The following is a 23,424-nucleotide window of genomic DNA, read 5'->3' on the forward strand; positions in this document are numbered from 1 at the left end:
GGCTGAGGTAATCAGTTTCCGGGCCGATATTCCCGGAGTAGCGTCTCAACCGCATCAGCGGGCAGCGGCGGGTTGAACAGATAGCCCTGGAACTGGTCGCATTTCAACTCTCGCAACAGGTTCAGTTGCTCGTTCGTTTCCACGCCCTCTGCAACCACCTTGAGATTGAGCGAGTGAGCCAGCGGAATCACCGCGGTTACAATAGCCGTATCATCCTTGTTATGCAGCAGATTGGCTGTGAAGGATCGATCGATCTTGAGTGCGGTTACCGGCAACTTGCTCATGTAACGTAAAGATGAATAGCCGGTGCCAAAATCGTCGATGCTGATGCCCATGCCACGCGCCCTGATAGCATGTAGTTTCTGAACATTTTCATCCAGCTGCTCCATGATCACGGTCTCGGTAATTTCCAGATCAAGCCATGGCGCGCGTGTTGCATTCTGGAGAATGATTTCGTCTAGCCGTTCTATAAAATCCGTTTGTGCCAGCTGCAGTGCCGAGATATTGACGGCTATCGGCGGCGGATTGAGCCCCCGGGATGACCATGATTGATAATCCTTCATGGCCTGACCTATAACCCAATGACCAACATCCAGAATAAGTCCGGTTTCTTCAAGTACGAGTATGAACCTGTCCGGGGGCACAAGACCATCATCGCTATTCCAGCGGATCAATGCCTCAAACCCGCAGATACTGTTGTCAGACAGATCGACCTTGGGCTGATAAAACAGCACGAATTCTTCCCTGCCAAGGGCCTTGCGCAATCTGTTTTCCAGTATCAATTTATCCGCGACACGGGTATTCATGTCGCTCGTATAAAACAGATATTTGTCACCGCTATTCTTGGCGTTTTTCAGCGCCGCTTCCGCATGATCAACCAGCTTTCCGGCTTCGGAACCATCAACCGGTGAAATAGCCACGCCTATCCGGACCGAGATATTGAGCTCATAGGTATCAATAAGTATGGGTCTGGAAACCTGTGGTAATAGTTCATGTTCTATAAAGTTGGCAATATCCGCTGCATCCCGAATATCACGCAAAAAGACAGCGAAAATATTGGCACCAAGCCTTGCAAGGTATCCCGTTTCTGCAACCACCTCACGCAGTCTCGTGGAAAGAGTTCTAAGCAAATCATCTCCTGCGCCACGACCATACACTTCGTTGACGGAAGAAAACCGCTCTATATCCATCAAAACAACACCCGCCATATGATTGCTGTCAACGGAGTGTAGATACTGGACCAGCCGATCCAGAAACAGGTCGCGGTTCGACAATCCTGTCAGGGCGTCGTAGTAGGCCAGGAATTTAACCTTGTCTTCCTTGTCCAGATACTCGAGCGCGAATGCCACGTCGGCTACCAACTCGGTCAGGAGTTCCACTTCTTCTCTATCAAAAATATCGGTTTGTTCGCCATAGAAGGAGATGGTGCCTATGGCATGGCCATCGACAAGTATGGGGAAGGCCGCCATGGATTGGTAGCCGCGCAGGACCAGTTCATCCTTGTAGATAACTTCGTCACCAATCTCGACGTTATTACAGACAATCGGCTTCAAGCTGCGTAATGCCTGGCCGGTTATAGTCTGTCCTTCACGCTTGTCCGGGTGCGCTGAAAAACCAACGCTATCCAGATAGCCCTTACTTTCGCCATGATGGGCAACGGGATGAATATCTTGACTGGCGTCATCCAGCAATCCTACCCATACCAGACCGAAGCCGGCATTTTCCACACTGATGCGACAAGCTTCCTGCAACAGTAATTCACGATCCCGCATGTGCACAATTGCGTAATTGATTTCGCTTAGAATCTCGCGAATACGACTGAGCCGTGTGATTTTTTCTTCCTGGGCACGGCGTTCCGTAATATCCGCCAATGAACCCAGCATGCGATAGGCTTCATTCTGTTCATTGCGGATAATGTAGCCATGATCCCGAACATAGGCATACGAGCCATCCTTGCGCAGGAAGCGATACTCATCCTGCCAATACTCCTTGTCAGCGGCGATGGCGGCTTCGATACCGTTAACAACCCTGTCCCTGTCATCCGGATGTATCAGGGTCTTCCAGAAATCTATGCTCCATTCAATTTCCTCTTGCCGGTAGCCGAACAGCATGCTGAACGATTCATTCCACCAGAGGGAATCGCTGCTCATATCCCAGTCCCATATAGCGTCACTGGTAGAGCGGGCTATAATCTCGAATCGTTCGATATTGTTCCGCAGCTCCGCTTCCATTCTTACATGCTTGGTGATATCGCTGGACACTCCCAGAACCATCTGCCGGCTACCATCTACCGAGGTAATTGGACGCATAATCACTTGCAGCCAGCGATCCTTGCCATGGTTGTCCCTGACAAAAACTTCCGGGATATGTTTTTCCCGCTTGTTTTGTATTACCTCCTGTTCATCCTGATGGAATTTATCGACCAGCGCTTTACTGGGAATAAAATCGCTATTGGTTTTGCCAACCATGTTCTCCACTGTTGTACCAAAAACGTCGGCTACAGCCTGATTGACCAGAACAAACCGTCCCTGATCGTCCTTGACAAAGATCATGTTTCTATCGATATCCATAACCTTGCGGAAGAAGGTCCACTGTTCTTCCAGTTCTTCCTGAAAACGACGGTTTTCACTTGCCTGCATGCGCTGTCGCAATATGCGGAGTAATAACAAGGCAATAAGTAATGCAAATGCCAGAACCAGACCGTAACCGGCAAGTACCCAGGTAAGCTGCTGGTTCCTGTACGCGAACGCTATTCGGGTCGGTTGCTGGACGACAATGCCCCAGCCATGGGCAACAGGCGCATAGGCCGATAGTTGCTCCTCTCCCGTGACAAGGGCCGGCCCAATATCGATTTCACCTTCGCCCTGCATGGCTTTCCGTACGATAGGCACGGATGAAAAATCGATGATGTCGCCCTGGTCGGGATAGGCCGGGTGATGTCCCAACCTGCCACGGCTATCAACCACATAGACGAAGCCATCGGTGCCAACATCCATATCCCTGACCCAGGAAAAAAAATCATCTAGTTCAATCTGTAGCACCAGTATACCCAGCACATCACCAGCATCGTGTCTTATGGGGATGGCGACAGCAAAAAGCTTGCGTGTGGGTCTGGCGGTTCTTTCATATACATGAGAAACATAGGGCTCCCAGTCCCTGGATACACCCTGATACCAGTCTCGAAACGCAAAGTTATTGCCGACACCGCCTTTCAATGCCGGCGTATCTGCTGTTTCGGTCCCGTCAGGATCCGTCAGAACCAGTCGCTCGATAAAAGCGAATTCACGGGGAATGGGTTTCAGGATACTGATGGCACGCTGCCATTCACCGGCCGCTGCCAATTCACGAAACCGGGACTCTGAAGCAACGGCGACACCGATGCTGGTCAGTCGCTCGAATTTCTCATTGAGGGTGGCGGCGGCGAGACGGGCCGTGGACCGATGATCGGCAAAAGCGGAGCGGGTTAACTCGCGGTCAATGGCCTGATAGGTGAACCATGTCAGGACGGAAAAGAGCAACAGGGCCAGCACCAGCGCCGAATAGACATGCCAGCCCTTTACGGATTGCAGAAACCGGTGCAGCCCGCTACGCCGGATTGTGTCCGCCGGGTTAATAAAAGTTCTCCCTCAACCACACCATGCCGAGCCCCTCCTCCCTGAACAGGCATCAATAACACCCTAATTCACAATCACTGGCAAGTGGTACTAAACATTCGACTTTGGCACTTAACAGTGGCCAAAAAATGTGACGGAGATCACAGTCTATGACTTGCGGTAAGTCAGAAGGACAGTAATCCGCAAACAGCTCAGGACTGCGGTTGCTATCAATCGTCAGCTTCGACGGGCTTATACCAGGCCAGCCGTTCGTGCAGCCTGACCACTTCACCGATAATAATAAGACTGGGGGGCCGGATATCATGTTCCGCAACGAGTCCTGGCAAGGTTGCCAGTGTTCCGGGGTAAACGCGCTGTTGCGGTGTTGTGCCTTTCTGTACCAGCGCCGCCGGCATGGTTTCCGCCATGCCGCGCGCAACCAGTTCACGGCAAAATACTTCCACTGCCTGCACCCCCATATAGACCACAATGGTCTGACGCGGCTGGATCAGGGCGTCCCAGTTGATATCCATGTCGCCGTCTTTCATATGCCCGGTGACGAAAATGCATGACTGGGCATGGTCACGGTGTGTCAGCGGAATACCGGCATAGCTCGCGCAACCGGCCGCCGCCGTGATACCCGGCACAACCTGGAACGGTACGCCGGCTTCGGTCAGATCCTCAATTTCCTCGCCACCGCGGCCAAAGATGAACGGATCACCGCCCTTGAGACGCAGCACCCGCTTGCCCGCCCGGGCAAGCTGAACCAGCAACTGATTGATGTCATCCTGTGGCAGGGTATGCTTGTCACGCGCCTTGCCGACGTAGATGCGCTCGGCGTCGCGGCGCACCAGTTCAAGAATCTGTGTTGGCACCAGCCGATCGTACAGAACCACATCGGCCTGCTGCATCAGACGCAGTGCCCGGAAGGTAAGCAGGTCCGGATCACCCGGTCCGCCGCCGACCAGGTAGACCTCGCCCCGGGGCCCGCTCAATGTACCGTCCTGCAAGCGCTGCTCAAGTGCTTCTAGGGCCGCCTTGTCCTGGCCGGCCATCAGCATCTCGGCGATCGGACCCTGCAACACTTCTTCCCAGAAGCGTCGCCGATCATGCTGGTCGGCAAAGCGTGCCTTGACCTTTTCGCGGAAATCGCGCATCAGGTCGGCCAGGCGCCCATAGGCTGACGGGATCAGCGTTTCCAGGCGCGCGCGCAACAGCCGCGCCAGCACCGGCGAGGCGGCACCGGTGGAGATCGCGATCTGCACCGGGTCACGTTCAATGACCGACGGCATGATGAAGCTGCACAGCTCGGGATTATCGGCCACGTTGACCGGTATATTGCGCGCCTGCGCCGCCGCGGCAACGGCCCGGTTCACAGCCGCGTCGTTGGTGGCTGCAATCACCAGCGCCTGATCGGTCAATTGTGCCGCTTGAAAATCGCTGTCGAGGTGCTGGATTCGCCCGGTCGCATTCAGTGACTGCAACGCCGGATCAATCTGCGGCGCGACTACAGTCACCTGCGCGCCGCTATGCAGCAAACGGTCAACCTTACGCCGCGCGACATCACCACCGCCGACGACCAGGCAGGGTCGGCCGGAAAGCTCAAGGAAGATCGGCAGGTATTTCATCGAATAGCGTCCCTTGCTCCTCGTCGCTCGTCCCTCGTAATCGCAATTTACTAACCCTACGAGAAACGAGGAACGAGCGACGAGGAACGCAAAATCACGTTTTCGGCAAGGTCACTCCGCGCTGGCCCTGGTATTTGCCACCACGGTCCCTGTAGGACACATCACAGGGTTCATCCGATTCCAGGAAAATCACCTGGGCAACACCTTCGTTGGCATAGATCTTCGCCGGCAGCGGCGTGGTATTGGAGAATTCCAGTGTCACGTGGCCTTCCCATTCCGGTTCCAGCGGTGTGACATTGACGATGATGCCGCAGCGCGCGTAGGTCGACTTGCCCAGGCAAATGGTCAGTACATTGCGCGGAATCCGGAAGTATTCCACCGTGCTCGCAAGCGCAAAGGAGTTCGGCGGGATCACGCAGACGTCACCCTGGAAATCGACGAAAGACTTCTCATCGAATTTCTTCGGATCGACGATCGTGGTATTGATATTGGTAAATATCTTGAACTGATCGGCACAACGCAGATCGTAGCCGTAGCTCGAGGTGCCGTAGGAAATCAGCCGTTCGGAACCGTTGTATTTAACCTGGTTCGGTTCAAACGGTTCGATCAGGCCCTCGTTCTCGGCCATGCGCCGGATCCAGTGGTCGGATTTAATTGTCACGTGCCTCGTCCCTCGTTCCTCGTCACTCGTTCTTCATAAAAGAGTCACGAGATGATCTTAATCAGTTTGCGCAGCATCCTGGACTCATGATCCAGCATATCCAGAATCTTGTTCTTCTCAGCATCAGCAATGAATTCAAGTTCCGAGCCGATTTCAAGCTGGGTTTCCAGTTCCGCACAGGAACTCAGGGCCATCAGAAGAAAGCGGCGATAATCCTTGTCATGCAGTCTGTTAAATCCCTCGGCAATATTGGAAGGTATGGATACGGCCGCCCTTCTCATTTGAGAGACAAGACCATATTTTTCTTCCAAGGGAAACAGGGCTGTTAATCGATAAATTTCTATTGTGAGATTCTTGCCTACTCGCCACACCTTCAAATCCTTGAAGTTCCTGGTTTCCATTCCGGCCTCCTGCCGCTGGTTTGATCTCGTCCTTACCCTGCGAGCGACGAGGAACGAGGGACGAGGGACGTCTACTCACGTATTCTCCACCACTATATTCGGGAACTTGCTGCTGTAGTCGCGCGCGCGCAGGGCCAGCTTGGCGGCCGAGCGGCGGGCGATGTTGCGGAATATTTCGGTGGTGCGTGACTTCGGCTGCAGCGCCACGGTCGGCTTGCCGTTGTCGACGCCCTCGCGGATGTCCATGGCCAGCGGCAGGGCACCGAGCATCTCGGTATCGTACTGTTTGGCCATGGACTCACCACCGCCCTCACCGAAAACGTGTTCCTCATGTCCACATTCACTGCAGATATGAATGCTCATGTTCTCGACCACGCCGAGCACCGGCACTTCGACCTTCTCGAACATCTTCAGCGCCTTGCGCGCATCCAGCAGGGCGATGTCCTGCGGCGTGGTGACGATGATAGCGCCGCTGACCGGGATCTTCTGGCACAACGTCAGCTGGATGTCGCCGGTGCCCGGCGGCAGGTCGATGACCAGGTAGTCGAGATCGCGCCAGTTGGTGTCGTTCAGCAGTTGTTCCAGCGCCGAGGTGACCATCGGGCCACGCCAGATCATCGGTGTTTCCTCATCGATGAGGTAGCCGATCGACATGGACTGGATGCCGTAGCTGACCTTGGGCTCGACGGTCTTGCCGTCGGTGGTTTCCGGCTTGCCCTGGCAACCGAGCATGCGCGGCTGGCTGGGGCCGTAGATGTCGGCATCGAGCACGCCGACGCTGGCACCTTCGGCCTGCAGCGCCAGGGCGAGATTCACCGCCACGGTGGACTTGCCGACACCGCCCTTGCCGGAGGCGACGGCGATGATGTTCTTCACGTTGGCCAGCGGCTTCAGACCTTTCTGGGTCGCGTGGGAAACCACCTTCTGCTGCAGGTCGAGCTCGATGGCGCGCTCGCCGGCAATACCGGCCAGACACTCGCGCACGCTCTGCTCGATGGCCTCGCGGGCGCCGGCGAACGGGAACCCGAAAGTCAGGCTGACGCGCACGCGCGCATCCTCGACCTGGATATCGCCTACAGCCCCGGCACTGACCGGGTCGGTCTGCAGGCTTTCGATCTGGCACGTGGCCAGTGCTTCCTGGATACGCTCTTTCGTCAGTTCGGACATGGGATAAATCTGGGCACTTCGGGATTGACTTGAACGGCCCATATTAGCATCTTGCAGGGCTTTGTGAGTGCCCGGATGCGTTACAATGCGCAACCAGCAGCCCGAAACCGACATTCATCCGCGATAAGCAGCCAGAGACCCGAGCCGTGCCGAATAATTCCAAAGCCCGTGACATCCTCGTCACCAGCGCCCTGCCCTACGCCAACGGCCCGATCCACATCGGCCACATGGTCGAGTATATCCAGACCGACATCTGGGTGCGGTTTCAGAAACTGCGCGGCCACCATTGCTACTACGTCTGCGCCGACGACGCCCACGGCACGCCGATCATGCTCAAGGCGCAGGCCGAGGGCATTTCGCCGGAGGAGTTGATCGGCCGCGTTTACGGCGAGCACCGTGCCGATTTCGAGGATTTCGGCGTCGTTTTCGACAATTACTACACCACCCATTCGCCGGAGAACGAGGCCCTGGCCACCGAGATCTACCGCCGCCTGGAAGCTGCCGGCCACATTGCCCGGCGCACGATCAAGCAGGCCTTCGATCCGGACAAGCAGATGTTCCTGCCGGATCGCTTCATCCGCGGTGAGTGCCCGCGCTGTGGTGCCGCCGACCAGTACGGCGACTCCTGCGAGATCTGCGGTGCCACCTACACGCCAATCGAACTGAAGAACCCGGTCTCGGCACTGTCCGGCGCCACACCGGTGGAAAAGGAGTCCGAGCACTATTTCTTCAAGCTGCCGGATTTCGAAAAATTCCTGCGCGACTGGGTGCCCGGGCACATTCAGGCTGAGGCCGTGAACAAGCTCGACGAGTGGTTCGAGTCGGGCCTGCAGGAATGGGACATATCGCGCGACGCGCCCTACTTCGGTTTCCAGATCCCGGGCACCCAGGACAAGTACTTCTACGTCTGGCTGGACGCGCCGATCGGTTACCTGGCCAGCTTCAAGAACCTGTGCAACCGCCAGGGCCTGGACTTCGAAGGTTACCTGCGCCAGGGTTCGGAGACCGAGCTCTATCATTTCATCGGCAAGGACATCATGTACTTCCATGCCCTGTTCTGGCCGGCGATGCTGGCTGGCAGCGGTTTTCGCACGCCGACGGCGGTGTACGCGCACGGCTTTCTGACCGTCAACGGCCAGAAAATGTCGAAGTCGCGCGGCACCTTCATCATGGCGCGCACCTACCTCGACCATCTGAACCCGGAATACCTGCGCTACTACTTCGCCGCCAAGCTCGGTGGCGGTGTCGACGATATCGATCTCAACCTCGACGACTTCCGCCAGCGGGTGAACTCGGACCTAGTCGGCAAGATGGTCAACATCGCCAGCCGTTGCAGCGGCTTCATCAACAAGCGCTTCGAGGGCCGGCTGGCCGACGGCATCTACGACGATGACCTGTGGCAGAAGCTTATCGGCCAGTCGACCAGCATCGCCGAAGCCTACGAGACACGCGAATACGCCCGGGCGATGCGCGAGATCATGGCCCTGGCCGATCAGGTCAACGAGTTCATCGACGAGCTCAAACCTTGGGTGATCGCCAAGGAAGAGGGCCGCGAGGGCGAGTTGCAGGCGGTCTGCACGATGGGACTGAACGCCTTCCGGGTACTGATGATCTACCTCAAGCCGGTGCTGCCGACGATGGCGGAAAAGGTCGAGGCCTTCCTCGACGTACCGGCATTGCGCTGGTCGGACCTGGGCAAACCGCTGCTCGGCCATACCATCAACGCCTTCACGCCACTGATGACGCGTATCGAACAGGCGCACATTGATCGCATGATCGAGGACAGCCGCCAGGACCTGGAACAGAAAAACCCGGCGGGCGCCAGCAACACCCGTCCGGCCACGCCGGCAGCCGACGCCTCGGAACCGCTGGCCGAGACCATCAGCATCGACGATTTCGCCAAGGTTGACCTGCGCGTGGCGCGGATCGTCAAGGCCGAACACGTTGATGGCGCCGACAAACTGCTGCAGCTGACGCTCGACATGGGCGCCGGCACACGCAACGTCTTCGCCGGCATCAAGTCGGCCTATACGCCGGAACAGTTGCAGGGCCGGCTGACTGTCATGGTCGCCAATCTGGCACCGCGCAAGATGAAGTTCGGCACTTCCGAGGGCATGGTGCTGGCGGCCGGCCCGGGCGGCGAGGATCTGTTCATCCTGTCGCCGGACAGCGGCGCCGAACCGGGCATGCGGATCAAGTAACGCCATGGCGGACACCAGTGTCGAACAGATCGATGCCCTGCTGCCGCAGATCCACTGCGGCCAGTGCGGCTACGATGGCTGTCGACCCTACGCCGAGGCCCTGAAAAGCGGCACTGCGGACATCAATCAGTGCCCACCGGGTGGCGAAACCACCCGCGACGCGCTTGCCGGACTGCTCGATCGACCGGCCCGGCCCATAGACCCGGAACGCGGCCACGCAATACCGCCGCAAATCGCGCGCATCGACGAGTCTGCCTGTATCGGCTGCGTGAAATGCCTGCGTGTCTGCCCGGTGGATGCGATCATCGGCGCGGCCAAGCAGATGCATACCGTCATCGCTGAAGACTGCACCGGCTGCGAACTATGCCAGCCAGCCTGCCCGGTCGACTGCATCAGCATGGAACCGGCCGGCGCCATGACGGCCGGCGAGCGGGCCCGGGCCCGCAGCCATTTCCAGCGCCGGCAACAACGCCTGCAACGTCAGGCAGCGGCCCGGCAGCAGCGCCGGGCGGCGGCCAGTCGCGCCGACAAACAGCGCGCCATTGCCGCCGCCGTGGCGCGGAACCGTGCCCGCCGCGGCCAGTCCGGCCACCAACCCGGCTGAGACCGAACCGGCTGAGCTAAGTCGTCCTCCTACCACCGTCGTGGACTATCCGTTAGTATCGAGAGCCACCTCGCAGTCAATGGCCAAGCGCAATGTCATCATCACCATCGTCCCCCACACCGAGCCCCGAGTCGCTGCTGCCGTTTGCCGATTTCGAGGCAGCCAGTTATGCCGTACTCGACTACTTGCGCGAACGGATCAACCTGCGGCTATGGATGGTAACGCGCGCCGAGGGCGACGACTGGCTCGTACTGGCTGCCCGCGACAAGGCCGGGCTGATCTGTCCGGGCAGCGTATTCAATTGGCAGGACAGTTTCTGCTATCACATGGTCGCCGGTCGCGGGCCCTCTATCGCCCCGGACGCCAGCCGGGTCGAGGTCTATAGCAACAGCCCGATCGCCCGCACGATCCGTATCGGTGCCTACATCGGCGTACCGATCATGCGTACCGACGGCACCCTGTTTGGCACACTATGCGGTATTGATCCCGAACCCCAGCCAGAAGAGATCGCTGCTTTCCAACCGGTTATCGAACTGTTGTCACGCCAACTGGCCACGTTGTTTGAATTCGAGAACCAGTTCGAACGCGAACAGCGACTGCGCGAGCGCATCGAGGCCGAAGCCATGATCGACGACATGACCAGTGTCTATAATCGCAACGGCTGGGAAAAACTGATCGAAAAAGAGGAACAGCGCTGCCGGCGTTACGGCCATACGGCCGGCATACTGATCATCGACCTCGATGATCTGAAGGACATCAACGACAGCGAAGGCCATGAAGCCGGCGACGTGCTACTGCACCAAGCTGCCAAACTCTTGCAGCAATGCAACCGCGCCAGCGATGTTATCGCCCGCCTTGGCGGCGACGAATTCGGCATCCTTGGTGTGGAAATGAACAGCAGGCAAACGGAAGCGCTCGGCGAACGCGTTCAGCAGTGTCTGGCTGACGGCGACATCAATGCCTCGGTGGGCTGGGCCACGCGCCATGGCGAGGTGGACATCAACCAGGCAATCAAGCAGGCCGATCGGATGATGTACGCACACAAGCGCCGTCGCAAACATGCCAGCACCGAGCGATAACCCGGCCGCTAGCGCCGATTCTCGGCCCCCGCTGCCCGTTTCAACAACGCGTCCATCCAGCTGGTCGGTAGCAAACGATTCAGCAGGGCGAACGCGTGGGTCGGTGCGGTCACCGCATAACGCGCACGTGGCCGCCGGCTTTCCAATGCCTGCACGACCTTTTTCAGCACCGCCTCCGGCGGCAGTGTGAACGGCACCTCGTCGGTCTGGTTCTCGAGCCGGGCCAGTACGGCTTCATAAGTCGCGCGATGCACGCTGAGCGTCGGATCGACATGACGCCGAAAGGCCTGCAAGGCATTGGCGCGGAACGCGCTGACGATCGGACCGGGCTCGATCAGGCTGACATGGATGCCGCTGCCGGCCAGTTCCAGCCGCAGAGTGTCACTCAGGCCCTCCAGCGCATGCTTGCTGGCGATATAGGCGCCGCGGTACGGCATGGCGATGAAACCAAGCACCGAACTGTTCTGGATGATGCGGCCAAGGCCCTGGCGGCGCATCGCCGGCAATACATAATGCGTCAGTTCATGCGTGCCGAACACGTTGGTCTCGAACTGCTCACGCAACGCCTGGCGACTGAGATCCTCGACTGCACCCGGCTGACCGAAGCCGGCATTGTTGAACAGGCCGTAGAGCCTGCCGTCGCAGGCATCCAGCACCTCGGTAACGGCCGCGCGAATGGACTCGCCGTTGGCGATGTCCAGGGCCACGGTTTCCAGCCCCTTTTGCCAGAGTTCATCCCGTGCCGCGGCGCTACGGGCCGCGGCAAATACCCGGTAGCCGCGCGCCTTCAGGCCAAGTGCCGTGGCATAGCCGATGCCGCTGGAGCAGCCGCTGACCAGAACACTACGTTGTTCCATTGTTCAACCTCATGCCTATCGTTGCATCACTGACCGCGCCAGACGGCGCATGCCTTCGCGTGCATCATCAACGATCAGATAGAGCCCCGGCAACACCAGCAGGATCAGCAGGGTTGCGAACAACAGGCCGAAACCGAGACTGACCGCCATCGGGCTGAGAAAGGCCGTCTGGCCGGTGGCAAAGAATATCAATGGCGATACACCGAGGAAGGTCGTGATCGTGGTCAGCAGAATCGGCCGCACACGCACACGGCCTGCTTCGACCACCGCACTGATGCGATCATAACCTTCGCGGCGTTTATGCTTTATAAAGTCGACAAGGATCAGTGAATCATTGACGATGATACCGGCCAGCGCCAGCATGCCGACCGCCGACAGGAATTGCAGGTTATAGTCGAAGATGGCATGGCCGACGACGACACCAATAATACCGAACGGAATGGCCAGCATGACCGCAAGCGGATCCAGTAATGACTTGAACAATCCTGTCAGCATGAAAAAGATCAGCACCAGTGCCAGAATCAGCGCCTGGAACATGCCGGCAAAGGATTCCTCGGCATCGCGCTTCTCACCGAGGAATAACAGACTATAGCTGCTGTCGTCCGCCGCCGGCTGGAACTCCCGGGCCAGTTGATCGGTGATATTCAACGGTGTATTGATCTCGCTGTCGACCTCGGCGGTGATCTTGGCCATGCGCTGGCCATCACGCCGGCGAATATCGTTCAGGCCACGGGCAATTTTGACATCGGCGACATCGGAGAGGTACACCGTGCCGCCGGATGGCAATACGATCGGTAGTTCGAGCAGGCTCTGTGAGGTTTTGCGCAGCGCTTCCGGATAGATGAGCCGTACCGGTATGCGCTTTTCGTTCCAGGTCACATAGACCACCTCATTACCAAGGTAACCGCTACGCACGGCAGTGGCGATCTGGGTCTGGGTCAGGCCCAGCCGCCGACCCTGTTCATTGAGCAGGTATTGGTATTCGAGTTTGCCCGGCTCCTGATCATTACGTACATCATGCACACCGGGTAATTGTTTCAGGTAATCCGTTATGGCAGCGGTCCTGGCATTGATGATATCGAGTTCATCGCTGACTACGCCGACTTCGATATCATTACCGGCCGGGCCAGCATCCGGCTTCAGTATACTCATGCGCTCAACGCCGGCAATACGCGCCAGTCGTTCGCGAACCTCGTTGATGATCGTCTCCGCATTGCGTTGCCGTGGACCGAAATCCTCGTAGCCGAAGTTGACCAGCGGCGAAACCCAGCGTTCGATGAAGCCCTCCGCTTGCGGTTTCTTCAGATCGACAATCAACTGAATGAGGTTGGAGCCGGTATTGGTGCGATTGAAATCGATCATGCTGACACCGACATTGGTCAGCATCGTGCCCAGTTCACGGTCTTCGTCAAGAATATCCAGCACTTCCTGTTCCAGCTGACCGGCCAGCTGCAGGCTTTTGTCCAGGCTATAGGTGTTCGGCGTCTCGATGTTGACGAAGAACTGGCCGATCTCGACATTACCAAACATCTCGAACGGCAAACGGGTATGAGCATAGGTCAGACTGACGACCAGAAGGCCGATGCTGGCCAATACCGCCAGGTATCGGTTCAGGCCGCTGACGGTCCAGCGCAACAGGCGTGCATAACGATCCAGCCAGGCCTGCCAGTCAACCCACGGACGCCGCTGCGGCGGCCGTGGCCGCAGGATATGGCCGGCGTGCGACGGCAGCACCATGAACGCCTCGATCAACGAACCGAGCAGCGTACAGGTCACCACGACCGGGATGACCTGGATAAAGGTGCCGAGCGTGCTGCCGATGGCGAACATCGGTACAAACGCTGCCATCGTCGTCAGCGTTGCAACGATGACCGGCCACATGACCTCGCGCGTGCCGATCATGGCAGCCTGTTTGGGCGCCATACCCGCCTCGATATGGCGATAGACATTTTCGGCAACGATGATGGCATCGTCGACGATCATGCCGAGCACGATCAGGAACGCGAACAACGATACCATGTTGATGCTGTAACCGAGATAGTACAGCAGTATGATGCCGACCAGGAACGATACCGGAATACCGAACGAGGTCACGGCTGCGGCGCGCAGGTTGAGTAGCACGCATAGCGACAACAGCACCAGTACCAGACCGATAAGGCCGGATGACTTGACCGTATTCAGCCGTGCCTCGACGTAGTTCGACATGTCGGTATGATGGCCGACCTGCAGACTCGGCGGCAGGGCAAGCCGCAGTTCACTTGCCAGCTGCTTGACCTGATCGGCCACCTCGATGGTCGAGGCCGAAGCCGTCTTGGTAACCGTCAGATTGACCGACGGCTGGCCGTCGAAGCGGGCATAGGTCAGCGGCTTCTCAAAGCGCCGCTCGACATGGCCGATATCACCGAGCCGTAACTGGCCGCCGGCGTCGTTGACCCGTATCGCAATCTGCTCGATCGCCGCCGGATCCGGCGGCACCCCCTGGCCACGCAGGCGGATATCTCCCTCCAGCGATTCAATATTGCCCCCCGGCTGGTCGCGCAGGTTATCGCGCAGGGCGACCATGATCTGTTCCAGCGTAACGTCGCGCGCGGCGAGCACGTGCGGGTCGACCACCGTCCAGATTTCCCAGTCACGATCACCGGCAACCGCGACGCTGGCAACGCCGTCGATCTGCATCATGCGCCGGCGAATCTGTTCGGCATGCTCATACAGCGCGGCATCGGCCACGTCGCCATACAGGCTCAGACTGATCACGGGAAAGCGCGCGCGGATGCGCGTCAACTCGGGCTGTTCCGCCAGCTCCGGCAGTTCAGTAATGCGATCCAGCAAGGTACGCGCATCGCGCATGAAATCGTCGACGTTGGCGCCGGGCTTGAGCTCGATATAGATGTTCGAAAAACCCTCGCTACTGGTCGAACTCATGTAGTCGATGTCTTCGTGGTTGCTGAATTCCTCCTCGATGGTGATCGTGACCTGCTGTTCGACCTCGGCCGGCGAGGCGCCCTCGAACTCGGTCTGGATGTGGGCCATATCCAGCTGCACCACCGGAAAAAGCTCCTGCGGCATGGCACGCCAGGACAGCACACCGACAATCAGCAGCAGCACCAGGGTCAGGTTGACCAGTAACGGATTGTCGATGGCAAAGCGAATCACCCAACCGGCTCCGGGCATGGCAGGTTCAATGCGATCACGTCACTGCACACTGACGGTCTGGCCGTCGGCCAGCGCGGCGACATCACGGGCCACGATGGTCGTGCCCACATCGACGCCATCGACTACCTGCCAATCTTCGCGGTAGCGCTGGCGCACGGTCACCGGCAGGCGCCGCAGTTGATCGTCCGCTACCGCAAATACATAGGTCTGGCCGTCGTCACGCAGGATGGCGCTCGCCGGCACGACGTGCGCGTCGGTGTATTTCCGCCCCGGTAGCCGGGCCGCAACCAGCTGGCCGGGATACAGGTCCTGGCCCGATAACCGGATGCGCAGATCATAGGTATGCGTCACCGGGTCCGGCGCCGCCGCGAGTGCCACAATGCGGCCCGTGCGTCGCGGCTGGTCGGGAATATCAAGTTCGATAGCCTGGCCCCGCGACAGGGTCGTCGCCACCGGCCCGGGCACCGCCAGCGCCAGGTCCAGTTCTTCCTGTTGCACCAGCTTGACCGCCCTGTCACCCGGTGTGACGTAGTCACCGATATCAACCGCCACGCTGTCGACAGTCGCGGCAAACGGCGCCCGCAACTCGGTCCGCGCCAGGTTCCGTTGTGCCCGGTCGTAATCAGCCTCGAGCTGTTGCAGGCGGGCAGCAGCCGTGCTGGTGCTATGCCGCAAACGCTCGGCCTCGGCCTGCAGCTGCAGCAGCGACTGCATGGCCGTATCGTAGTTCGATTTCGACGCCAGCGAGCGCTGTCCCAGCTGTTCCATGCGGCTGACCTCGGCTTCCTGCAGGCGCACCTGCGCCTCGATCAGATCCAGCAGGCGCCGATCCCGGGCCCGGGCTTCGCGCTCCTGCGTCAGCGCCGCTTCCGCCTCCGCCACGGCATCGGCATAGTCGCCGCGGTCGAGCTGCAGCAGCAGTTCACCCGCGGCCACCTTCTGCCCGGGTTCGACCCGCCGCTCGATCAACTGGCCGGAAACCTCGAAGTGGCGGTTTGTCTGGCGCATCGACTGCAGCTGACCCGTGATGCGGGTAATCGGCTGGAAATCGACACTGCGCACTTCGGTTGTCACAACCCGTTGCGGCGGCAGCGGCTGCAACGTGGCCCGGCTCTCCGGGCCGGTGCGGACGAGCATGATCGCCAACAATACCGTCAGAACCACGATGACGAACAGTGAAAACAGGAATCTGGGCATGCAGCAGAACCGTCGCGGTTTGTATTGAATACGAGGCACCATCCACCGGCGACGGCTTCAGGACAATTGAATCTCTTCAGATTCTATGCGATTTTTACTGTCTCGTGCCATTATGTTGCCGGATAATGGCACGTTCCGTGAAAGCACCTGCATCCGGTCAACGAATGCAGTAACATCACGGTTGCTGTCCACCGGGGAACGGACAGAACACACTAGATTGACAGCGGCCAGGCCACCATCTGTTCATAACAAGCCGAATATAATCACAGTGCAACCAACCACTCCAGCCCGTTGCTGCAGCCTCATACTGCTGAGCTTCATCCTGCTTATCCCGACCACTCGGGCTGCCGAGGAAACCGGTGGCCGTGATATGTGGAGATTCTGCGCGGTCGATTTCGGTATTCCCGAGCGGCCGGCCTATAACCCGGAGCTGGAACCCGGCCAGGTGGAGATCGAAGCCGACCGCGCCGACATGACCGAAGGCGAAGTATCCGATTTCTGGGGCAACGTCACCTTCATTGACCGGCAGCAGGCGGCACAGGCTGAGCACGCACGCTATTTCAGCGCCGATGAACGCGCCGAACTTGAGGGTAATGTGCAACTCTGGGATGACAGCCAGTATCTCAAAAGCGATACGGCCACCATCCAGCTGGATGAAGAGCACGGCACCTTTTACAACGCCCGCTACTGGTTCCCGTTACGCCACGGCCGCGGCGAATCGGACTCACTGTACCGCGAAGGCGACCACCTGACGCGGCTGAAAAACGCCGACTACACGACCTGCCCGGTCGACGGCGAGTTCTGGAAAATCTACGCCAGCGACCTGGACCTCGACCACGACGCCGAGCAGGGCACCGCCAAGCATGTGGTGTTGCGCATCAAGGACATCCCGGTTTTCTACACGCCCTATGCGTCGTTTCCGTTGAGCGACAAGCGCAAGAGCGGTTTCCTGCCGCCGAGCGTCGGCGTCGGCTCGCGCACCGGTTTTGACCTGAGTACACCGTATTACTGGAATATCGCGCCGCAGATGGACGCTACCTTCGGGCCGCGCGTGATGAGCGACCGCGGCATCATGGCAGTCGGCGAGTTCCGCTACCTGTTCGAAACCGGTGAGGGTGAGATTGACGCCGAATACCTGCCCTCGGACAACGGTTCGGACCTCGGCGATCGCGGCATTTTCAGCGTGCTGCACGAGCAATCCTTTTTCGACGGCCGCGGCTCCCTGGATATCGACTATGCCAACGCCAGCGACCGGTTCTACCTGGAAGACTTCGGCACCAGTCTCGATGTCACCAGCACACGTTACTTACTACAGCAAGCTCGTACCCGCTACAACGGCAGCTGGTGGTACGCCTCTGCCAACGTACAGGCCTACGATATCGTCGATAGCACGATCACTCGCGAACCCTACAAACGCCTGCCACAGCTGCGTTTCGGTACTAGCCACTATCCCGATAACTGGCAACTTTACCCACAGTTTGAGAGTGAGGCCGTCTACTTCACGCGTGACGACATGGGTATCAACCTGGATTCCAGAGCTGATATCGAAGGAGCGCGTTACGACTTCATGCCGTCTGTCAGCTTCCCAATGCGTGGTCTGGGCGGCTATGTGGAACCGAAAGTAGGCATACGACACACACAATATGACTTGCATGGCGGCGACTTCTTCACCGACAAGACCCCCAGCCGTACATTGCCGTTTACTTCGCTGGATGGCGGTCTGTTCTTTGAGCGCGACTTCAGCCTCGCCGACAGCAGTTTCAAGCAGACGCTGGAACCGCGGCTGTTCTATCTGTACGTGCCGTACGAGAACCAGGACGATCTGCCGATTTTCGACACCAACCTGTACGACGTCTCGTTCGCCCAGCTCTTTCGCGAGAACCGTTTCAGCGGCGCCGATCGCTTCGGTGATGCCAACCAGCTGACCCTGGCCGTGACCAGCCGTCTCATCGACAACGAGCGCGGCCGCGAGCTGGGCCGGCTTAGCCTTGGCCAGATCGTCTATTTCGAGGACCGCGAGGTCACCCTGCCAGGCCTTGTCGAGGAAGACGATACTGTTTCCCCCATCGTTGCCGAGGCCGCGACCACGCTGATCCCGAACTGGGAAGCGGTCGGCACGATATACTGGGACCCGGAAGAAAGCCGCACGGAAAAACTCGCCGCAAGGTTGAGCTACAACAACGATGGTCGCATCCTCAATCTGTCCTATCGCCAGCGCCGCGATCGGCGTCAGTTGCTACGCACCAATTTTGACCCGACAATCACCAACAGCAATCTGCTCAGCGTCGAACAGACCGATATTTCGTTCCGCTGGCCGGTCAGCCGCCAGTGGAGTGTAGTCGGCCGTTGGAACTACGCCCTGCCGGAGTCCAAGACGCTGGAACTGTTCGGCGGCGTCGAATACGAGGACTGCTGCTGGGCGTTTCGCGCCGTCGCCAGGCACCACATCAATAGTGTCAATATCAACCGCGATAGCACCGGTGCCGATGACGAATATTCGACCGGCATCTTCCTGCAGCTCGAGCTCAAGGGCCTGACCGGCATCGGCAGCAGGGCCAACCAGTTCCTGGAACGCAGTATCCGCGGCTACGACCCGGATCAGTTCTGATCCGCGAACCGGCGACCATTCAGCGTGTCCATAGAGTCTACCCGGCTGTCTGCTAGAATGGCGGCAGTCGAAGCCACAATAAAGCGTTCCTGACCGATTCCAATGATGAAGTTTAAACAGTTAATCTTATTCGTTTTACTGCTGAGTCCCCTGGCCGCCGCCCAGGCCGGGACGCCGCTGGATCGCATCGTCGCGGTCGTTAATGACGACGTCGTTCTGCAGAGCGAGCTGGAAGATGCGGCGCGTACCGCGGCCGGCCGCATACAGCAGCAGGGCGGCCAAATGCCGCCGCGCGACGTACTCGAGGAACAGGTGCTGGAACAGCTGGTGGTCAACAAGCTGCAGCTGCAGGCGGCGGAAAACACCGGCATCCGTATTGACGACGAGAACCTTAACCGCGCCATCAACGAGATTGCGGCCAGAAACAACCTGTCGCTGGCGGAATTTCGCCGAGTACTCGAACAGGATGGCTACGACTATGAGAATTTCCGCCAGAAGATCCGCGACGAGATGATCATCGCGCGCCTGCGCCAGCGCCAGGTGGAAAACCGCATCAACGTCACCGACGTGGAAATCGACAACTATCTCGCCAACCGCGAATTGCAGGGCAGTGGCGAGCGTCAGTATCGCCTGTCGCATATCCTCATCTCGCTGCCGCAGGACGCCTCGGCCGACGAGCGCGAGCAACGCCGGATGATTGCGGAAAAAGTGCTGGAAGACCTGGAAGCCGGGCGTGACTTCGCCGATCTCGCCCGCGAGCTGTCCGACGGCCAGCAGGCCGACGACGGCGGCGACCTCGGCTGGCGCAAGCTGAACGAACTGCCGTCGCTGTTCAGTGACAAGGCGCGGCGCATGGATGAAGGCGAGGTCAGCGACGTTATTGAAAACGAGAGCGGCTTTCACATTTTCCAGCTGACCGACACGCGCAGCGCCGACACCCACATGGTCACCCAGACCAAGGCACGGCATATCCTGATGAAGCCGGACGAGCTGAATAGCGAAGCGGATGTTCGCACCCGGCTCGAGCAGCTGCGCCAGCGCATCGTCAACGGCACCGACTTCAGCGAACTGGCGCGGGCACACTCGGCTGATACGGCCAGCGCCGCCCAGGGCGGTGAACTCGGCTGGATTGGACCGGGCGATCTGGTACCGGAGTTCGAGCAGGTCATGGACCAGCTTGAGCCCGGCGAAGTCAGCCAACCGTTCCAGACCAACTTCGGCTGGCATATCGTCGAGGTTCTCGACCGCCGCGAGAAGGACAGCACCCGCGAAAACCGCCGCTCTGAGGCGCGCGCCGCCATCCGCGAGCGCAAGAGCGAGGAGGCACTGCAGAGCTGGCTGCAGGAAATGCGCGAGGAAGCCTATGTCGATTTGCGGCTGTAGCTGCTGCCTGCCGCATCAATGACTGAACCGGCGCAGCAGTCACGGCTGGCGCTGACACCGGGGGAACCGGCCGGCATCGGTCCGGATCTGGTCATCGAACTGGCGGCCGACGGTCGCCTGCCGGATAACGTGGTCGTCGTGGCCGATCCGGAACTGCTGGCGCAACGTGCCCGGGCACTCGGCCGCCGGGTTTCGTTCAGCGACCACAACGCCCCGCCGCCGTCAGCCGACGGCTCGATCTGCATATCCCCGGTACCACTGCAGGCACCGGCCCACTGCGGCCAGCTCGATCCGGCCAATGCCGGCTATGTACTGGCCACACTGGACACTGCCAGCGAGGGCTGCCTCGACGGGCGTTTCACCGGCATGGTGACCGGCCCGGTCAACAAGGCGATCATCAACGAGGCCGGCATCCGCTTCAGCGGCCATACTGAATACCTCGCCCAGCGTTGCCACGTCGAGCGCACCGTCATGCTGTTGACCGACGGCAATCTGCGCGTCGCCCTGGCCACCACACACCTGCCGCTGCGTGCCGTGGCCGATGCCATCGATACCGACTGCCTTGAGACCACGCTGCGGATCCTGCATGACGACCTGCAGCGGCACTTCGGCCTGGCGCAGCCGCGCATCCTGGTGCTCGGCCTCAACCCGCACGCCGGCGAGAGCGGCCATCTCGGCCGCGAGGAAATCGACATCATCGCCCCCGTGGTCAACCGGCTTGCGGCGCATGGCTGGTCGCTGCACGGCCCGGTGCCGGCCGACACCGCGTTCACCGCCGACATGCGCCAACGCTACGACGCGGTGCTGGCGATGTATCACGACCAAGGCCTGCCGGTACTCAAGGCCGGCGGTTTCGGCCATACCGTGAACGTCACGCTCGGCCTGCCGATCATCCGCACCTCGGTCGACCACGGCACGGCCCTGGATCTGGCCGGCAGCGGCCGTGCCGACAGCGGCAGCCTGCTGTGCGCCATCGAAACCGCACAGGCCATGGCGGCGCGCGCGCGGCTGTCATGAGCGCAACCGGCCGCCCGCGCGCGCGGAAACGCTTCGGCCAGCATTTCCTGCACGATCGCCGGGTCGTCGAGCGCATTATTGCGCACTTCGATCCCCGACCGGGCGAGCGCATTGTCGAGATCGGCCCGGGCCACGGTGCCCTGACCGGCGCCCTGCTCGACGCCTGTGGCCGGCTCGATGCCATCGAACTGGACCGCGACCTGGTCAGCGCTCTGCCGGGACGCTACCTCGATCACGGCGAACTGGTCGTCCATAGTGCCGATGCCGTGGATTTCGATTTCCGCCAGCTGGCCGTCCGCGGTACGGCGCTGCGCATCATCGGCAATCTGCCTTACAACATTTCAACGCCGCTGATTTTTCACCTGCTGGAACAGCGATCGGTCATCAACGATATGCTGTTCATGCTGCAGCGGGAAGTTGTCGAACGCATGACCGCCGGCGCCGGCAATAAAACCTACGGCCGACTCTCGGTCATGGTGCAATTCGCCTGCGAGGTCGAGAACCTGTTCACCGTCCGGCCCGGCGCCTTTCAGCCACCGCCGAAGGTCGATTCCGCCATCGTCCACCTGCACCCGCGCCGGCAGTTACTGCATGAAGTCGACCCGGCCGATCTGGCGCAGGTGGTGAAACAGGCCTTCGCCCAGCGCCGCAAGACCCTCAGAAACACGTTGCGCGACCTGCTGCCGGCGGCGGCGATCGAAGCAGCCGGCATCGACCCCGCGCAGCGCGCCGAGCAACTCGGCCTGGACCAGTTTGCGGCGCTGGCCAATGCCTTGACCGCCCGAAAAAGTACGTTCTAGCCTGTGGATAAGTCCGTGGACAGAATTCCTCTCAAGGCGGCATACGAGCCTGGCAGGGTCTGCCAACGGCCGGGCCGGACTTCATAACTTATTTAAAAATCAATTAGATGATAGAAACAATCAAGGACTTAACGGGTGCGGTCGTCAATTAGATAGAGTCCATTTCATTGTGCATAATTGGCGCCATCGCTCCCGAAGCCGCGCTGCCGGGCGGCACCCGTCAGCCCCGCAGCTGTGCAATCACGGGGCGGCTGTCCGGACGCACGCCGCGCCACAGCGCAAAAGCCTCGGCGGCCTGTTCCACCAGCATGCCCAAGCCATCGGCGCTGGCCGCGGCGCCATGCTGTTCGGCCCAGCGCATGAAGCAGGTCGGTTCATGCTGATACATCATGTCGTAGACAAAGCCGCCCGGCGCCAGTACCCGTTCCGGCAGAGCCGGTAGCTGGCCCTGCAGGCTCAGCGAAGTGCCGTTAATGATCAGCGGAAACGCGCGCTCGCCGAGTTCCGCATAGGCGAGCGCCTGAATGCGGCCGCGATCGGCAAAGCGCGCGGCAATCTGCCGGGCCTTGTCGAGACTGCGATTGGCAATCGTGATACTGGCGGGCCGGGCGTCAAACAGCGAATCGATGATACCCGCGACCGCGCCGCCGGCACCGGCAATGAGGATGTCCCGATCAGCGAGTTCGACGCCCTGGTTGTCGCGCAGGTCGCGTAGCAGGCCGATGCCGTCAGTGTTGTCGCCGTCGAACAGGCCAGCATCGCTACAGCTCAAGGTATTTACGGCGCCGGCACGTTCGGCACGGGCACTGCGTCGATCACACAATGCCCACGCCTCATGCTTGAACGGCAGGGTGATATTCGCGCCGCGCAGACCCTGATCGCGTAGCGCCCGCACGCTGTCGGCGAAGGCGTCCGTCTCGACCAGCACGGCCTGGTAGTCTATGGCCTCGCCGGTCTGTTCGGCAAACGCGCGGTGGATCTGTGGTGACAGACTGTGGCTGACCGGGTTGCCGATGACGCAATAGTGATCGACGTCAGGGTGTAATAGCAGCTGTGGTAACGCGTGTGGCATGGC

Annotated in this window: 16 protein-coding genes; 7 read left to right on the forward strand and 9 right to left on the reverse strand. The window is 59.7% G+C overall.

What is annotated here, in order from left to right; genetic code table 11:
• Positions 1 to 11 precede the first annotated feature (11 nt).
• The 5 genes from J2T55_RS11460 to apbC all read right to left on the reverse strand — a co-directional run bounded on the left by J2T55_RS11460 (position 12) and on the right by apbC (position 7,450).
• On the reverse strand, positions 12 to 3,530 hold the full coding sequence (locus J2T55_RS11460) for a bifunctional diguanylate cyclase/phosphodiesterase (RefSeq protein WP_259056913.1): 3,519 nt from the start codon (positions 3,528 to 3,530) through the stop codon (positions 12 to 14).
• Between the two features lie 293 nt (positions 3,531 to 3,823).
• The gene (gene cysG / locus J2T55_RS11465; protein ID WP_259056915.1) at positions 3,824 to 5,221 is read right to left on the reverse strand and encodes a siroheme synthase CysG; all 1,398 of its coding nucleotides are present in this window, start codon (positions 5,219 to 5,221) and stop codon (positions 3,824 to 3,826) included.
• 94 nt (positions 5,222 to 5,315) lie between these two features.
• Positions 5,316 to 5,882, reverse strand: a complete 567-nt coding sequence (gene dcd, locus J2T55_RS11470; RefSeq protein WP_259056918.1) for a dCTP deaminase — start codon at positions 5,880 to 5,882, stop codon at positions 5,316 to 5,318.
• A 44-nt stretch (positions 5,883 to 5,926) separates the two neighbouring features.
• On the reverse strand, positions 5,927 to 6,283 hold the full coding sequence (locus tag J2T55_RS11475) for a four helix bundle protein (protein WP_259056920.1): 357 nt from the start codon (positions 6,281 to 6,283) through the stop codon (positions 5,927 to 5,929).
• 75 nt (positions 6,284 to 6,358) lie between these two features.
• Positions 6,359 to 7,450: an iron-sulfur cluster carrier protein ApbC gene (gene apbC, locus J2T55_RS11480; protein ID WP_259056922.1), complete on the reverse strand. Its 1,092-nt coding sequence runs from the start codon at positions 7,448 to 7,450 to the stop codon at positions 6,359 to 6,361.
• 146 nt (positions 7,451 to 7,596) lie between these two features.
• Here apbC and metG point away from each other — a divergent pair, with 146 nt between their 5' ends.
• From metG to J2T55_RS11495, 3 genes are all read left to right on the forward strand, one after another.
• On the forward strand, positions 7,597 to 9,651 hold the full coding sequence (gene metG / locus J2T55_RS11485) for a methionine--tRNA ligase (RefSeq protein ID WP_259056933.1): 2,055 nt from the start codon (positions 7,597 to 7,599) through the stop codon (positions 9,649 to 9,651).
• 4 nt (positions 9,652 to 9,655) lie between these two features.
• Entirely contained in the window at positions 9,656 to 10,255 is a 600-nt protein-coding gene (locus J2T55_RS11490; RefSeq protein WP_259056935.1) for an RnfABCDGE type electron transport complex subunit B, read from the forward strand.
• A gap of 92 nt (positions 10,256 to 10,347) precedes the next feature.
• Complete coding sequence (locus J2T55_RS11495) at positions 10,348 to 11,334, forward strand: GGDEF domain-containing protein (RefSeq protein WP_259056941.1); 987 nt, start codon at positions 10,348 to 10,350, stop codon at positions 11,332 to 11,334.
• 8 nt (positions 11,335 to 11,342) lie between these two features.
• Here J2T55_RS11495 and J2T55_RS11500 read toward each other — a convergent pair whose 3' ends face one another.
• The 3 genes from J2T55_RS11500 to J2T55_RS11510 are packed head-to-tail and all read right to left on the reverse strand — an operon-like array spanning position 11,343 to position 16,541.
• The gene (locus J2T55_RS11500; protein ID WP_259056943.1) at positions 11,343 to 12,191 is read right to left on the reverse strand and encodes an SDR family NAD(P)-dependent oxidoreductase; all 849 of its coding nucleotides are present in this window, start codon (positions 12,189 to 12,191) and stop codon (positions 11,343 to 11,345) included.
• 15 nt (positions 12,192 to 12,206) lie between these two features.
• Complete coding sequence (locus J2T55_RS11505; RefSeq protein ID WP_259056945.1) at positions 12,207 to 15,362, reverse strand: efflux RND transporter permease subunit; 3,156 nt, start codon at positions 15,360 to 15,362, stop codon at positions 12,207 to 12,209.
• A 21-nt stretch (positions 15,363 to 15,383) separates the two neighbouring features.
• A complete protein-coding gene (locus J2T55_RS11510) occupies positions 15,384 to 16,541 on the reverse strand; it encodes an efflux RND transporter periplasmic adaptor subunit (protein ID WP_259056947.1) in 1,158 nt (385 codons plus the stop codon).
• Positions 16,542 to 16,911: 370 nt separating this feature from the next.
• Between J2T55_RS11510 and J2T55_RS11515 the strand changes: the two genes are divergently transcribed.
• The 4 genes from J2T55_RS11515 (at position 16,912) to rsmA (ending at position 22,349) form a co-directional block, all read left to right on the forward strand.
• On the forward strand, positions 16,912 to 19,149 hold the full coding sequence (locus J2T55_RS11515; protein WP_259056961.1) for an LPS-assembly protein LptD: 2,238 nt from the start codon (positions 16,912 to 16,914) through the stop codon (positions 19,147 to 19,149).
• A 102-nt stretch (positions 19,150 to 19,251) separates the two neighbouring features.
• The gene (locus tag J2T55_RS11520) at positions 19,252 to 20,532 is read left to right on the forward strand and encodes a peptidylprolyl isomerase (RefSeq protein ID WP_259056965.1); all 1,281 of its coding nucleotides are present in this window, start codon (positions 19,252 to 19,254) and stop codon (positions 20,530 to 20,532) included.
• An 18-nt stretch (positions 20,533 to 20,550) separates the two neighbouring features.
• Positions 20,551 to 21,549 carry a 4-hydroxythreonine-4-phosphate dehydrogenase PdxA gene (gene pdxA, locus J2T55_RS11525; RefSeq protein WP_259056971.1) on the forward strand — a complete coding sequence of 333 codons (999 nt, stop codon included), beginning with the start codon at positions 20,551 to 20,553 and terminating at the stop codon, positions 21,547 to 21,549.
• Positions 21,546 to 22,349, forward strand: coding sequence for a 16S rRNA (adenine(1518)-N(6)/adenine(1519)-N(6))-dimethyltransferase RsmA (gene rsmA / locus J2T55_RS11530; protein WP_259056973.1), 804 nt, complete (start codon positions 21,546 to 21,548; stop codon positions 22,347 to 22,349). Before pdxA ends, rsmA begins: the two co-directional genes overlap by 4 nt.
• A gap of 220 nt (positions 22,350 to 22,569) precedes the next feature.
• On the opposite strand, the gene aroE is transcribed toward rsmA, so the two are convergent.
• Complete coding sequence (gene aroE, locus J2T55_RS11535; RefSeq protein ID WP_259056975.1) at positions 22,570 to 23,421, reverse strand: shikimate dehydrogenase; 852 nt, start codon at positions 23,419 to 23,421, stop codon at positions 22,570 to 22,572.
• Positions 23,422 to 23,424 lie beyond the last annotated feature (3 nt).

This window comes from Methylohalomonas lacus (assembly GCF_024808875.1).
Lineage (GTDB): Bacteria > Pseudomonadota > Gammaproteobacteria > Methylohalomonadales > Methylohalomonadaceae > Methylohalomonas > Methylohalomonas lacus.